The following is a 12,510-nucleotide window of genomic DNA, read 5'->3' as shown; positions in this document are numbered from 1 at the left end:
GCACCATGACCGCCATCGCTCGTATCACCCTGCTCACGCTCGTCATGGGCCTGAGCGCTTGTGCGGTCCAGCGTCCGTCGGAGCCCTCGGCACCGCTGCCACCGATCCCGCCGTCGACCCCGACCAGCAAACCGGTCCCGTCCACAGCGCCGGGCAAGCCTGTCATCCCGAACAAGCCGGCCAAACCGCTGCCGCGCACCTCCGCCAGCTTCGCCCCACCGCCAGGTGGCAACAGCCATTGGGACGCCAAGCTTGGGGTCTATGTGCTGGACAACCAGACGAACACGTTCTATCGCCAGCGAACCTATTACCGCTGGAACAACGGTTGGAGCCGTTCCGTCAGCCCGAATGGTCCATGGGAAGACACCAGCATCGAAGGCGTGCCAGCGGGCTTGGGGCGGCAATTCCATTAAGCAACGGGAACCCCGGAGGAAGGGGGCATCTGTGGGAGCAAGCTTTGCTCCCACAGATAAATCCCCTTGCTACCATAGCGTTCGGTTGAGCCGCATCGCCAGGCTGGGCTTTTTGTGTTTCTGAATATTCTTTGAACGAAATTTTCACAAAATCTTGCGGACAATCCCCCGCGCTCATATCGCCGCCGGTTATTTAATGGCAATGCCATAGCCGTTCGTGCAACATTTGCGCACTCGCGCAAGCCCCGAGGCCAGACTTTGGTCAACAGAGGGCGCGCCGTTGTTTCTTTTTGTCACTCCAATTCCGATAGGGTCCTTAAACGACATGGCAATCCCGGACGCCCTGAGTCAGCAGCGTACTACGCATCGCCTGCTGCAACCGACCGTCAAATCACACCTGGCCTACACGTTGCTCTGTGCCCTGGTGATGATGGTCATGTTCAGCCTGCTGCGCGTGGCGCTGCTGGTCTATAACCGCGAGATGATCCTCGACACCCCGGCCTCGACCTTCGTTGAAGCCTTTGTCAATGGCCTGCGTTTCGACTTGCGCCTGGTGGTCTATCTCTGCATCCCGTTGTTGCTGGCGTTGTTCAGCGCCAGGGCCATGGCCGCCCGTGGGTTCTTTCGTTTGTGGCTGACCGTCACTTCCAGCATCGCGCTGTTCCTGGGCTTGATGGAGATGGATTTCTACCGTGAATTCCACCAGCGCCTCAACGGTCTGGTCTTCCAGTACGTAAAGGAAGACCCGAAAACCGTGATGAGCATGCTCTGGTACGGTTTTCCGGTGGTGCGCTACCTGCTGGCGTGGGCCGGCGGCACCATCATCCTCAGCCTGGCGTTCAAGGGCGCCGACCGCGCCACGCGTCCCCGTGGGCCGTTCAGTGGCGGCACCATCGGCACCCGGCAGATCGCTCCGTGGTATGGGCGTGTCGTGGTGTTCATCGTTTGCCTGCTGGTCGCTGTGACCGCCGCGCGTGGCACCTTGCGCCAAGGGCCGCCCCTGCGCTGGGGCGACGTCTACACCACCGATTCGAACTTCGCCAACCAGTTGGGCCTCAACGGTACCTTGTCGCTGGTGGCCGCGGCGAAAAGCCGGATGTCCGAAGACCGCGACAACATCTGGAAAGCCACCCTCGAGCAACCGTTGGCACAGCAGACTGTGCGCGACATGCTGGTGATGCCTGACGATAAACTGGTGGACACCGCGACCGCCGCCGTGCGCCGCGACTACACGCCGCCGGCCGACAAGACCCTGCCGATCAAGAACGTGGTCGTGATCCTCATGGAAAGCATGGCCGGTCACTCGGTTGGCGCCCTGGGCGCGCCGGGCAACATCACGCCTTACCTGGACAAACTGTCCAAGGAAGGCCTGTTGTTCGACCGTTTCTTCTCCAACGGTACCCACACCCACCAAGGCATGTTCGCCACCATGGCGTGCTTCCCGAACCTGCCCGGTTTTGAGTACCTGATGCAGACGCCGGAGGGCAGCCACAAGCTGTCGGGCCTGCCGCAACTGCTCAGCGCCCGTGACTACGACGACGTGTATGTCTACAACGGCGATTTTGCCTGGGACAACCAGTCGGGTTTCTTCAGCAGCCAGGGCATGACTACATTCATCGGGCGTAACGACTTCGTGAACCCGGTGTTCTCCGATCCGACCTGGGGCGTGTCCGACCAGGATATGTTCGACCGTGGCCTGATCGAGCTCAAGGCGCGGGAAAACGGCAAGCCGTTCTATGCCTTGCTGCAAACCTTGTCCAACCACACCCCTTATGCGCTGCCGACGCCGTTGCCGGTCGAGCGGGTCACCGACCGTGGCAGCCTGAACGAACACCTGACTGCCATGCGTTACTCCGACTGGGCGCTGGGCCAGTTCTTCGAGAAGGCCCGCAAGGAGCCTTACTTCAAGGAAACCCTGTTCGTCGTGGTCGGCGACCATGGCTTTGGCAACGAACGCCAGATCACCGAGATGGACCTGGGCCGTTTCAACGTACCGATGCTGTTGATCGGTCCGGGCGTCCAGGAAAAATTCGGCCAGCGTAACCACACCGTGGGTACCCAGGTCGACATCGTGCCGACCATCATGGGCCGGATCGGTGGGCAAGTACGGAACCAGTGCTGGGGCCGTGACCTGTTGAACCTGCCGCAAGGCGATCCCGGTTTTGGTGTGATCAAGCCGTCGGGCAGTGATCAGACCACCGCGATCATCCGGGGTGACACCGTCCTGATGCTTCCCAAGGAAAAGGAAATGGCGCCGAAGATGTATCGCTATGAGCTGGGCGCCAATCCGCATGCGCAAATCATCCAGGATGCACCCGACGCTGCCGAGATGAAGCTCAAGCTCGAATCCTTCCTGCAAACCGCGACCAAGAGCCTGCTGGATAACACCGCCGGGGTTGTTGACGGCAAGCCGGACTGATAAACGGCGCACATAAAAAAGAGGCCTGCAAGGGCCTCTTTTTTTTGCGCTTACTTAGTGGTTTATATCTTGCCCAGTAGTAGCAGGACCAACAGCACCACCAACACCACACCGATGATACCGGACGGGCCGTAACCCCAACTTCTGGAGTGCGGGAAGACTGGGAGACCACCGATCAGCAGGAGGATCAGGATAATGATAAGTATTGTGCCCATTGTAGATTTCCTTATTGGTCAGTTCTGGAGTGATGCAACTTCCAACTACCAGCGCGCATGCGTTAAATCCGGGCGGCTTAATAAGTCCGACCGTCGCGCCTTGTAGAAAATTCAAAGTTTTTGTAGCGCCTACGGTTTGCCCTCGCCATTCAGCAATCTGATGGAGCGTGGGTCCGCTGAATGCCTTCGCTACACTCGGCCTATCTCTCCCGGAACAACAAGGCTGTCTGCTATGCAAAATCGCATGATGATCACTGGTGCCGGCTCCGGCCTGGGTCGCGAAATCGCGCTGCGCTGGGCCCGCGAAGGATGGCGCCTGGCCTTATCGGATGTCAGCGAGCCGGGCCTCGTGGAAACCCTCAAGCTAGTGCGTGGTGCCGGTGGCGACGGCTTTATCCAGCGCTGCGACGTGCGCGACTACAGCCAATTGACTGCGTTCGCCCAGGCCTGCGAAGAGAAGTTCGGCGGTATCGATATCATCGTCAACAATGCCGGCGTGGCCTCGGGCGGCTTCTTCAGCGAGCTTTCCCTGGAGGATTGGGACTGGCAGATCGCGATCAACCTCATGGGCGTGGTCAAGGGCTGCAAGGCGTTCCTGCCGCTGCTGGAAAAAAGCCGTGGCAAGATCATCAACATCGCCTCCATGGCAGCCCTGATGCAGGGCCCGGCCATGAGCAACTACAACGTGGCCAAGGCAGGTGTCGTGGCGCTGTCGGAAAGCCTGCTGGTGGAACTGGCGCAGCAGGAAGTTGGCGTACACGTGGTGTGCCCGTCGTTCTTCCAGACCAATCTGTTGGACTCCTTCCGCGGCCCGACCCCGGCCATGAAAGCCCAGGTTGGCAAGTTGCTGGAAAGCTCACCGATCAGCGCCACGGATATTGCCGACTACATCTACCAGCAGGTCGCCCAGGGCCAGTTCATGATCCTGCCCCACGAACAGGGACGCATGGCTTGGGCGCTCAAGCAGAAGAACCCACAGTTGCTGTACGACGAAATGACCGTCATGGCCGACAAGATGCGCGCCAAGGCCCGGCAAAACCTCAATTGACCTGGATGCCCGATGTCCTCAGGATGGCGCCATTCGGCCCTCCTGATGGACATTTGCATGCTCAATTACCTGTGGTTTTTTCTCGCCGCGCTGTTTGAGATCGCTGGCTGCTACGCCTTCTGGATGTGGTTGCGCCAGGGCAAGAGCGCCTGGTGGATCGCCCCGGCGGTGCTCAGCCTCACCCTGTTCGCGCTGTTGCTGACCCGCATCGAAGCGACGTACGCCGGGCGCGCCTACGCCGCTTATGGCGGCCTCTATATCATTGCCTCGATCGGCTGGCTGGCGGTGGTTGAGCGGGTGCGACCACTGGGGTCCGACTGGATTGGCGTGGCGCTCTGCGTGTTGGGGGCGAGTGTGATTCTATTCGGCCCGCGGTTCTCGGCGCCCTGAAATACCGGCGGTCCGACAGGGTTTTGCAGGAAGTTTCCGTCAGTCACAAGAACTTTGCTTGTAGGGCCTTACTGAATTCTCGTGGGTGACTTGAGAACAGGAAACAGGCCGGGCATGGTCAGGGTCCAGACATTCTTAAGGACAAGAACCATGCTTGTATTAAGCCGCGCTGTAGGTGAGTTGATTTCCATCGGTGACGATATTTCCGTCCGTGTGCTGTCGGTCAGCGGCGGCACGGTGCGTTTTGGCGTGGAAGCGCCACGGCATGTCGATGTCCATCGTTCCGAAATCTACGACAAGATCCAGAAGAAAAAGGCCCATGCCACTCGCAAGGCCTGTTCAGTCGAATAGGTGTTTGGGCACGTCGTGCTTGAGCATCAGTTGACACTGTTCACTTTCGGGGTCGAAGACGATCAACGCCTGGCCTTTGGTCAGGGCTTGCCTGACCCGCAGAACCCGCGTTTCCAGGGGCGTGTCGTCACCATTGTCGGTGCCGTCGCGGGTCACGAAATCCTCGATCAGGCGGGTGAGCGTGTCGACTTCGAGTTGGTCGTGGGGGATGAGCATGGGGTACCTCGGCTAGACAATAGGGCGATGCTACGGCCAATGGGCTTTTGCGGCTAGCCTTGGGTTTTGTGGAGCCTGTCCTGGCCTCATCGCGAGCAAGCTCGCTCCCACAATGGAGCACCTTGTGGGAGCGAGCTTGCTCGCGATGGCAATAGCCCAGACAGTGAAATGTCGGGTTAGTTATCGGAGCGCTGCCCAATCAGGCTGTCCACCGACGGTACCCGGGTATCACTTTCCATCTGTGTATCGTGTTCGATCTGATGACTGAAACGGTCCAGTGAACCCTGGGCTGGTTGCGCGTCGCTGGCGAACACCGGCGGGCTGAGGATGTAGGCGCCGAGCAGGCGACTGAGGGCGGCCAGGCTGTCGATGTGGGTGCGTTCGTAGCCATGGGTGGCGTCGCAGCCGAAGGCCAGCAGGGCGGTGCGGATATCGTGGCCGGCGGTGATGGCCGAATGAGCGTCGCTGAAGTAGTAGCGGAACAGGTCGCGGCGTGCCGGTACCTCGTTCTCCTTGGCCAGTTTCAGCAAGTGCCGCGACAGATGATAGTCGTAGGGGCCTCCGGAATCCTGCATCGCCACGCTGACTGTGTGTTCGCTGGAATGCTGGCCTGGCGCGACAGGCGCGATGTCGATGCCAACGAATTCGCTGACATCCCAGGGCAGTGCGGCCGCGGCACCGCTGCCGGTTTCCTCGGTGATGGTGAACAGTGGGTGACAGTCGATCAGCAGTTCTTCGCCGCTGTCGACAATCGCCTTGAGCGCCGCCAGCAGCGCCGCGACCCCGGCCTTGTCGTCCAGGTGACGAGCGCTGATGTGGCCGCTTTCGGTGAATTCCGGCAGGGGGTCGAAGGCGACGTAATCGCCGATGCCCACCCCCAGGGTTTCGCAATCGGCGCGGGTGGTGCAATAAGCGTCCAGGCGCAGCTCGATGTGGTCCCAACTGATGGGCAGTTCATCCACGGCGGTATTGAACGCGTGCCCGGATGCCATCAACGGCAGCACGCTGCCACGGATCACGCCGGTGTCGGTAAACAGGCTGACTCGGCTGCCTTCGGCAAATCGGCTGGACCAGCAACCCACGGGGGCCAGGGTCAGGCGGCCGTTGTCCTTGATGGCCCGCACCGAGGCACCGATGGTATCCAAGTGCGCCGACACGGCCCGGTCGGGGCTGCTCTTGCGCCCCTTGAGCGTGGCGCGAATGGTGCCACGGCGGGTCATTTCAAAAGCGATACCCAGCTCTTCGAGCCGCTCGGCGACGTAGCGCACGATGGTGTCGGTAAAGCCGGTAGGGCTGGGGATGGCGAGCATCTCCAGCAGGACCTTTTGCAGGTATTCGAGATCCGGTTCGGGAATTTTGCTGATCATGGAAACTCCTGATGGGTTGAACGCATCGATGGTTTCGATGAGTGTGTCCGACTGTTGGATGGCGGTGCCTGAACTGGCCTCATCGCGAGCAAGCTCGCTCCCACAGAGGTCCTACGATGAACACAGAATGTGTAAACACCAGAAATCCCATGTGGGAGCGAGCTTGCTCGCGATGGCATCTGTTCAGGCACTACGCCTCTGCTAGGCCGCCGTCTGGCTATGGGGAAACAACAAATCCACAAAGCGCTCGGCGGTGGGTTGTGGTTCGTGGTTGGCCAGGCCTGCGCGTTCGTTGGCTTCGATGAACACGTACTCGGGTTGATCGGCCGCCGGCACCAGCAGGTCGAGGCCGACCATGGGGATGTCGAGCGCCCGCGCGGCGCGCACCGCCGCATCGACAAGGGTCGGATGCAGGATGCCGGTGACATCCTCCAGCACGCCGCCGGTATGGAGGTTCGCCGTACGCCGTACGAACAGGTGCTCCCCAGCGGGTAGCACGCTGTCGTAGTCGAACCCCGCCGCGCTGAGCGTGCGCAGGGTCTCGGCGTCCATCGGGATTTTACTTTCGCCGCCCGTGGCCGCTTGGCGTCGGCGGCTCTGGGCTTCGATCAACGCGCCGATGGTGTGCCGGCCATCGCCGATCACCTCCGCCGGGCGCCGGATCGCCGCCGCCACCACTTCGAAACCGATCACCAGAATGCGCAGGTCCAGTCCCTCGTGGAAGCTTTCCAGCAAGACCTGGCTATCGAACTGCCGGGCCGCTTCGATGGCGCTCTGCACCTCCTCGATGGTGCGCAGGTCTACCGCCACGCCTTGGCCCTGTTCACCGTCCAGCGGCTTGACGACCACCCGTTCGTGCTCGTCGAGAAACGCCAGGTTGTCATCGGCATTGCCCGCCAACTGTTGGGCCGGCAGGTTCAGGCCGGCGTTTTTCAGCACTTTGTGGGTCAGGCTTTTGTTCTGGCACAGCGTCATGCTGATGGCGCTGGTCAGGTCGCTCAAGGATTCGCGGCATCGGACCCGACGGCTGCCGTGGATCAGGGTGAACAAGCCGGCCTCGGCATCGTCCACCTGCACGTCGATGCCTCGGCGGTGAGCTTCTTCGACAATGATTCGCGCATAAGGATTGAACTGCGCTTCGGGGCCTGGCCCCAGGAACAACGGCTGGTTGATGCCGTTCTTGCGTTTGATGGCGAAGGTCGAGAGATTGCGAAAGCCGAGTTTGGCGTAGAGGTTTTTCGCCAGGCGATTGTCGTGCAACACCGACAGGTCGAGGTAACTCAAGCCACGGCTCATGAAATGCTCGATGAGGTGACGCACCAGCACTTCGCCAACACCGGGCCGCGGACATTGCGGGTCGACTGCCAGGCACCAGAGGCTGCTGCCGTTTTCCGGGTCGTTGAAGGCTTTCTGGTGATTCAGACCCATGACGCTGCCGATCACCGCACCGGTGTCGTCATCTTCGGCCAGCCAGTAGACCGGGCCACCCTCATGGCGCGGGGTCAGGCGCAGCGGGTCGATGGGCAACATGCCTCGGGCTTGGTACAGCTGGTTGATGGCCTGCCAGTCGGTCTCGCTCTGGGCCCGACGAATCCGGAAACCGCGAAACACCCGGGTGGACTGGCGATAGTCGCTGAACCACAAGCGCAAGGTGTCGGACGGATCGAGGAACAGTTGTGCCGGTTCCAGCCCCAGTACTTGCTGGGGCGCGGCCACGTACAAGGCAATGTCGCGTTCGCCGGGTTGTTCGTTGAGCAGTTCCTGGGCCAGGCTTGCCGGGTCCGGGAAGGTGTGGCCGATCAAAAGTCGGCCCCAGCCGCAATGCACCGCGATCGGGTCGGCACCCAACTCGCTGCCGTCTTCGGCCAGGCGTGCCTGCAGGCGTTCGTAGGAGGGCGCCTGGCCACGCAAGAGGCGTTGATTGTGAACTGTTGCATGAGGTTTCATCGATCAGATTCCTTGCTCGCTGAGCCACAGGTTCAGCGCCGCCAGTTGCCACAGTCGCGAGCCGCGCAATGGCGTGAGCTGGCCGTTGGGGTCGGTCAGCAGGCGGTCGAGCATGGCCGGGTTGAACAGGCCGCGGTCCTGGCTCGGGTCCAGCAGCAACTCGCGAACCCAGGCCAGCGTATTGCCTTCCAGGTGCTTGAGGCCTGGCACCGGGAAATAGCCTTTCTTGCGGTCGATCACCTCGCCGGGGATCACCCGCCGGGCGGCTTCCTTGAGTACCTGCTTGCCGCCATCGGGCAGCTTGAACTTCGCTGGGACCCGGGCCGAGAGTTCCACCAGGCGGTAGTCCAGGAAGGGCGTGCGCGCTTCCAGGCCCCAGGCCATGGTCATGTTGTCGACACGCTTGACCGGGTCGTCCACCAGCATCACGGTGCTGTCCAGGCGCAGGGCCTTGTCTACCGCCGCATCGGCCCCGGGCTGGGCGAAATGTTCTTTGACGAAGTCACCGGCCGCGTCGTTGGCCATCAGCCATTTGGGCTGCACGGTGGCGGCATATTCTTCGTAGCTGCGGTCGAAGAACGCGGCGCGATAGGCCGCGTACGGATCGCTGGCGCCATCGACCTGCGGGTACCAGTGGTAACCGGCGAACAGCTCGTCGGCGCCCTGGCCGCTTTGCACCACTTTGCAGTGCTTGGCCACTTCCCGCGATAGCAGGTAGAAGGCGATGCAGTCATGGCTGACCATCGGCTCGCTCATGGCACGGAACGCTGCCGGCAGTTGCTCGATGATCTCTTTCTCGTCGATACGCAGTTGGTGGTGGCGGGTGGCGTAGTGCTTGGCGATCAGGTCTGAATACTGGAACTCGTCACCACGCTCGCCGCCGGCATCCTGGAAACCGATAGAGAAGGTCGACAGGTCTTCTACGCCGACCTCGCGCAGCAGTCCCACAAGCATGCTCGAATCCACGCCACCGGAAAGCAGCACGCCGACATCCACGGCGGCGCGTTGGCGAATGGCGACCGCTTCACGGGTGCTGTCGAGCACGCGGTCGATCCAGTCTTCCAGGTTCAGGTGCTGTTCGTCGGCCCGTGGTCCGTAGGGCAGGGTCCACCAGGTTTTCTGCTCGGTGCTGCCGTCGGCTTCGATGCGCATCCAGGTGGCGGGCGGCAGTTTTTCAACACCCGCCAGCAAGGTGCGAGGCGCCGGGACCACCGCGTGGAAATTCAGGTAATGGTTGAGGGCCACCGGGTCGAGCATCGGGTTGATATCGCCACCCTTGAGCAGTGCTGGCAATGCCGAGGCGAAACGTAGCCGTTGGCCGGTGCGCGACAGGTACAGCGGCTTGACGCCGAGGCGGTCGCGGGCGATGAACAGCCGCTTGGCATCGCGTTCCCAGATGGCGAAGGCGAACATGCCGTTGAGCTTGGGCAGCAGCGCTTCGCCCCAGGCGTGATAGCCCTTGAGCAGCACTTCGGTGTCGCCACCTGAATAGAAGCTGTAGCCCAGGCCTTCGAGCTCGCTGCGCAGTTCCGGGTAGTTGTAGATCGCGCCGTTGAAGGCCAGGGACAGGCCCAACTGATTGTCGATCATCGGCTGGGCCGAGCCGTCCGACAGGTCCATGATTTTCAGGCGCCGATGGCCCAGGGCAATTGGCCCTTGGCTATGAAAGCCCCAGGCGTCGGGGCCGCGAGGGGCCAGGTGATGGGTGATTCGCTCTACGGCCGCAAGGTCCGCAGGTTGTTGATCGAAACGTAACTCTCCAGCTAATCCGCACATAAGTCCTTACCGGTTTTTCCGTTGGGGAGGGGTCAAGCCGCACACGCCAAAAGGGCGGGTACCCTGAAACTGACCGGAGGGATTGCTGTGAGTTTTAGATCGATGCGTTATAAGCCGGCCCGTGGGGGGATGGTCTGCCACGGGATTTCAAAGATGGGCGAACCTGTGGGCGCTGAGCTTGCTCGCGATGGCGGTGGATCAGTCGGCATCCAAGTAGGCTGACACATCGCCATCGCGAGCAAGCTCAGCTCCCACAGGATTTGTGGTGAGCCATCCATCTGTGTCAGGCCTTGCCCCGAATCAATGCTCGCAACGCAAACCGGTTTGGATGGCAGGCTTCGGCCACGCTGCGGGGCAGTGGCAGGGGTTCGTTGTCCAGCCAGGCGGCGATCAGTTCGCCCGACAGCGGGGCGGTGATCAGGCCGCGGGAACCGTGGCCGCTGTTGATGTACAGGTCATCGAGCCACGGGCAGGGGGCGTCCGGTACTTGGCGGGCGTCTTTGCCGAGGGCCGCATAGGCTTCGGTAAAGGCTTGACGATCCGCTAATGGGCCGACAATCGGCAGGTAATCCGGGCTGGTGCAACGGAACGCCGCGCGACCTTCGAGGCGTTCCGGATCCAGGCTGCCGGCATTCAGGCGGTCCACCAGGTCCAGGGAAATTTCTTCAAGCATCTGCAGGTTGCCGGCATGCTCGGCGGCCGTGGGCGTCAGGTCGTCGCTGTTGAAATCGAAACTGGCGCCCAGGGTGTGCTCGCCCAGTCGCGGCGGGGCCGCATAACCTTCGGCACAAACCACGGTCGCCAGGCTCTGGCTGCGGGTGGTTTGTGGCAACCGGGTGATTTGCCCACGAATGCGCTTGAGCGGCAAGTCGGCGGCCGCTTCGAAACGTTTGATCTCGGCGGCGCTGGCGAGGATCGCCACCGGCGCGCTGGCCAGGCAACGTTCGCCGTCCCACGCCTGCCAATGGCCGTCCACGCGGCGCAGTTGCAGCACTTCATGATGGGGCTGCACGTCAATCGCCGGCCCCGAGGCTTGCCAGCGACACAACGCCGGTGGATGCACCCAGCCGCCCTCGGGATAAAACAGACCACCACAGGCCAGACCGATGCCGGACCGCACCTGCGCCTCGGACTGATCGAGGGTATGCAGCAAATCCCTTGGGAACGCCTCGGCCAGTTGCGCCTGACGCTCGGCTTCCTTGCTGTTGAAGGCCAGTTGCAAGACGCCGCAGGCTTCCCAGTCAGTGCCGCGTTGCAGTTGCTCCAGCACGCGCCGGGTGTAGCCGAAGCCGCTGAGGATCATCTGCGACAACGCCGTGCCGTGGGCCGACAGCTTGAGATACAGCACGCCCTGGGGGTTGCCGGAAGCTTCCTCGGCCAACCCGGCATGACGCTCCAGCAACGTCACCTGCCAGCCACGTGCGGCGAGGCTGGCAGCGCTGGCACAACCGGCCAGGCCGCCGCCGATCACCAGTGCCCGGCGTTCGCCGGTCAGCGTGGCGGGGCGGGCGTACCAGGGTTTTGCCGGGGCCGGGGCCGGTGTCTGCTCCGGCCAGCCGAGAAACACACCGCGCAGGATTTCCCACTTGTGGCCGATGCCCGGCGTGCGCTTCATCTTGAAACCCGCCGCGTTCAGCAATCGCCGGACCCAACCGGTGCTGGTGAAGGTGCTGAGGGTGGCGTCGGGTGCGGCCAGCCGGGCCAGTTCGGCGAACAGCTCGGCGGTCCACATCTCGGGGTTCCTGGCCGGCGCGAAACCGTCGAGGAACCAGGCGTCGATCTGACCGTCCAGCTGCGGCAACTGCTCCAGGGCATCGCCGATCAACAGGGTCAGCGTCACCCGTCCGTCCGCCAGGACCAGGCGCTGGAAGCCCTGGTGGATCGCCACGTACTGCTCAAGCAATTGCTCCGCCTGAAGACTCAGTTGCGGCCACAAGGCCAGGGCCCGGCCCAGGTCCTGGGGGGTCAAGGGGTACTTCTCGACACTGACGAAATGCAGCCGGGCGCCTGCCGGTGCGCACTGTTCGAACAGTTGCCAGGCACAGAGGAAATTCAAGCCGGTGCCAAATCCGGTTTCGCCGATCACCAGCCGCCCGTCATCGGCCAGGGCCGCGAAACGCTCGGCCAGGTTGTTCTGCTCAAGGAACACATAACGGGTTTCTTCCAGCCCCGACTGGTCGGAAAAATACACATCGTCGAACACCCGCGAACGCGGGCGACCCTGATCATCCCAGTCGAGTTGGGCGTGTTGCTGGATGGGCGTCATGGCTGGCTCGGTCAAAACTGAGCGGCCATTCTAGCCGATCGGTATCGGCTTGCTTGACCCATCGCAACAGAGCGCGCATCTGGATGGAATCTGCTGCACAGG

General features: G+C 62.2%; 11 protein-coding genes. 5 read left to right on the top strand and 6 right to left on the bottom strand.

Annotated elements, in window-relative coordinates:
- Positions 1-5 precede the first annotated feature (5 nt).
- A complete protein-coding gene (locus AB4O09_RS22590) occupies positions 6-413 on the top strand; it encodes a hypothetical protein (RefSeq protein WP_003199169.1) in 408 nt (135 codons plus the stop codon).
- 325 nt (positions 414-738) lie between these two features.
- Positions 739-2,832 carry an LTA synthase family protein gene (locus AB4O09_RS22585; RefSeq protein ID WP_003199171.1) on the top strand — a complete coding sequence of 698 codons (2,094 nt, stop codon included), beginning with the start codon at positions 739-741 and terminating at the stop codon, positions 2,830-2,832.
- A 62-nt stretch (positions 2,833-2,894) separates the two neighbouring features.
- Here the strand turns inward: AB4O09_RS22585 and AB4O09_RS22580 are convergent, their stop codons facing one another.
- Complete coding sequence (locus tag AB4O09_RS22580) at positions 2,895-3,047, bottom strand: DUF3309 family protein (RefSeq protein WP_003183939.1); 153 nt, start codon at positions 3,045-3,047, stop codon at positions 2,895-2,897.
- Positions 3,048-3,279: 232 nt separating this feature from the next.
- Here AB4O09_RS22580 and AB4O09_RS22575 point away from each other — a divergent pair, with 232 nt between their 5' ends.
- The 3 genes from AB4O09_RS22575 (at position 3,280) to csrA (ending at position 4,836) form a co-directional block, all read left to right on the top strand.
- Positions 3,280-4,095, top strand: a complete 816-nt coding sequence (locus AB4O09_RS22575) for an SDR family oxidoreductase (protein WP_003199173.1) — start codon at positions 3,280-3,282, stop codon at positions 4,093-4,095.
- Between the two features lie 57 nt (positions 4,096-4,152).
- Positions 4,153-4,485: a YnfA family protein gene (locus AB4O09_RS22570; protein WP_003199175.1), complete on the top strand. Its 333-nt coding sequence runs from the start codon at positions 4,153-4,155 to the stop codon at positions 4,483-4,485.
- Between the two features lie 150 nt (positions 4,486-4,635).
- Positions 4,636-4,836, top strand: a complete 201-nt coding sequence (gene csrA, locus AB4O09_RS22565) for a carbon storage regulator CsrA (RefSeq protein ID WP_003199177.1) — start codon at positions 4,636-4,638, stop codon at positions 4,834-4,836.
- Here csrA and AB4O09_RS22560 read toward each other — a convergent pair.
- The 5 genes from AB4O09_RS22560 to mnmC all read right to left on the bottom strand — a co-directional run bounded on the left by AB4O09_RS22560 (position 4,825) and on the right by mnmC (position 12,408).
- Complete coding sequence (locus AB4O09_RS22560; RefSeq protein ID WP_003199186.1) at positions 4,825-5,052, bottom strand: YheU family protein; 228 nt, start codon at positions 5,050-5,052, stop codon at positions 4,825-4,827. The two genes, csrA and AB4O09_RS22560, sit on opposite strands and share 12 nt — an antisense overlap.
- A 176-nt stretch (positions 5,053-5,228) precedes the next feature.
- Complete coding sequence (locus tag AB4O09_RS22555) at positions 5,229-6,419, bottom strand: osmoprotectant NAGGN system M42 family peptidase (RefSeq protein WP_003199188.1); 1,191 nt, start codon at positions 6,417-6,419, stop codon at positions 5,229-5,231.
- A 201-nt stretch (positions 6,420-6,620) separates the two neighbouring features.
- Complete coding sequence (gene ngg, locus AB4O09_RS22550; RefSeq protein WP_460107536.1) at positions 6,621-8,366, bottom strand: N-acetylglutaminylglutamine synthetase; 1,746 nt, start codon at positions 8,364-8,366, stop codon at positions 6,621-6,623.
- 3 nt (positions 8,367-8,369) lie between these two features.
- A complete protein-coding gene (locus AB4O09_RS22545) occupies positions 8,370-10,142 on the bottom strand; it encodes an N-acetylglutaminylglutamine amidotransferase (protein ID WP_013692545.1) in 1,773 nt (590 codons plus the stop codon).
- A gap of 283 nt (positions 10,143-10,425) precedes the next feature.
- Entirely contained in the window at positions 10,426-12,408 is a 1,983-nt protein-coding gene (gene mnmC, locus AB4O09_RS22540) for a bifunctional tRNA (5-methylaminomethyl-2-thiouridine)(34)-methyltransferase MnmD/FAD-dependent 5-carboxymethylaminomethyl-2-thiouridine(34) oxidoreductase MnmC (RefSeq protein ID WP_460107534.1), read from the bottom strand.
- Between the last annotated feature and the right edge of the window lie 102 nt (positions 12,409-12,510).

The sequence above is a fragment of the Pseudomonas sp. H1_F01 genome (assembly GCF_054681425.1).
This window is presented reverse-complemented; position numbering and strand designations above follow the sequence as displayed.

What these genes read in the sequence shown, in the direction of transcription:
- AB4O09_RS22575 (WP_003199173.1), top strand. Translation starts at nt 3,280, where the DNA reads ATGCAAAATCGCATGATGATCACTGGTGCCGGCTCCGGCCTGGGTCGC.
- mnmC (WP_460107534.1), bottom strand. Translation starts at nt 12,408, where the DNA reads ATGACGCCCATCCAGCAACACGCCCAACTCGACTGGGATGATCAGGGT.
- AB4O09_RS22585 (WP_003199171.1), top strand. Translation starts at nt 739, where the DNA reads ATGGCAATCCCGGACGCCCTGAGTCAGCAGCGTACTACGCATCGCCTG.
- AB4O09_RS22570 (WP_003199175.1), top strand. Translation starts at nt 4,153, where the DNA reads ATGCTCAATTACCTGTGGTTTTTTCTCGCCGCGCTGTTTGAGATCGCT.
- ngg (WP_460107536.1), bottom strand. Translation starts at nt 8,366, where the DNA reads ATGAAACCTCATGCAACAGTTCACAATCAACGCCTCTTGCGTGGCCAG.
- AB4O09_RS22590 (WP_003199169.1), top strand. Translation starts at nt 6, where the DNA reads ATGACCGCCATCGCTCGTATCACCCTGCTCACGCTCGTCATGGGCCTG.
- AB4O09_RS22560 (WP_003199186.1), bottom strand. Translation starts at nt 5,052, where the DNA reads ATGCTCATCCCCCACGACCAACTCGAAGTCGACACGCTCACCCGCCTG.
- AB4O09_RS22580 (WP_003183939.1), bottom strand. Translation starts at nt 3,047, where the DNA reads ATGGGCACAATACTTATCATTATCCTGATCCTCCTGCTGATCGGTGGT.
- AB4O09_RS22545 (WP_013692545.1), bottom strand. Translation starts at nt 10,142, where the DNA reads ATGTGCGGATTAGCTGGAGAGTTACGTTTCGATCAACAACCTGCGGAC.
- csrA (WP_003199177.1), top strand. Translation starts at nt 4,636, where the DNA reads ATGCTTGTATTAAGCCGCGCTGTAGGTGAGTTGATTTCCATCGGTGAC.
- AB4O09_RS22555 (WP_003199188.1), bottom strand. Translation starts at nt 6,419, where the DNA reads ATGATCAGCAAAATTCCCGAACCGGATCTCGAATACCTGCAAAAGGTC.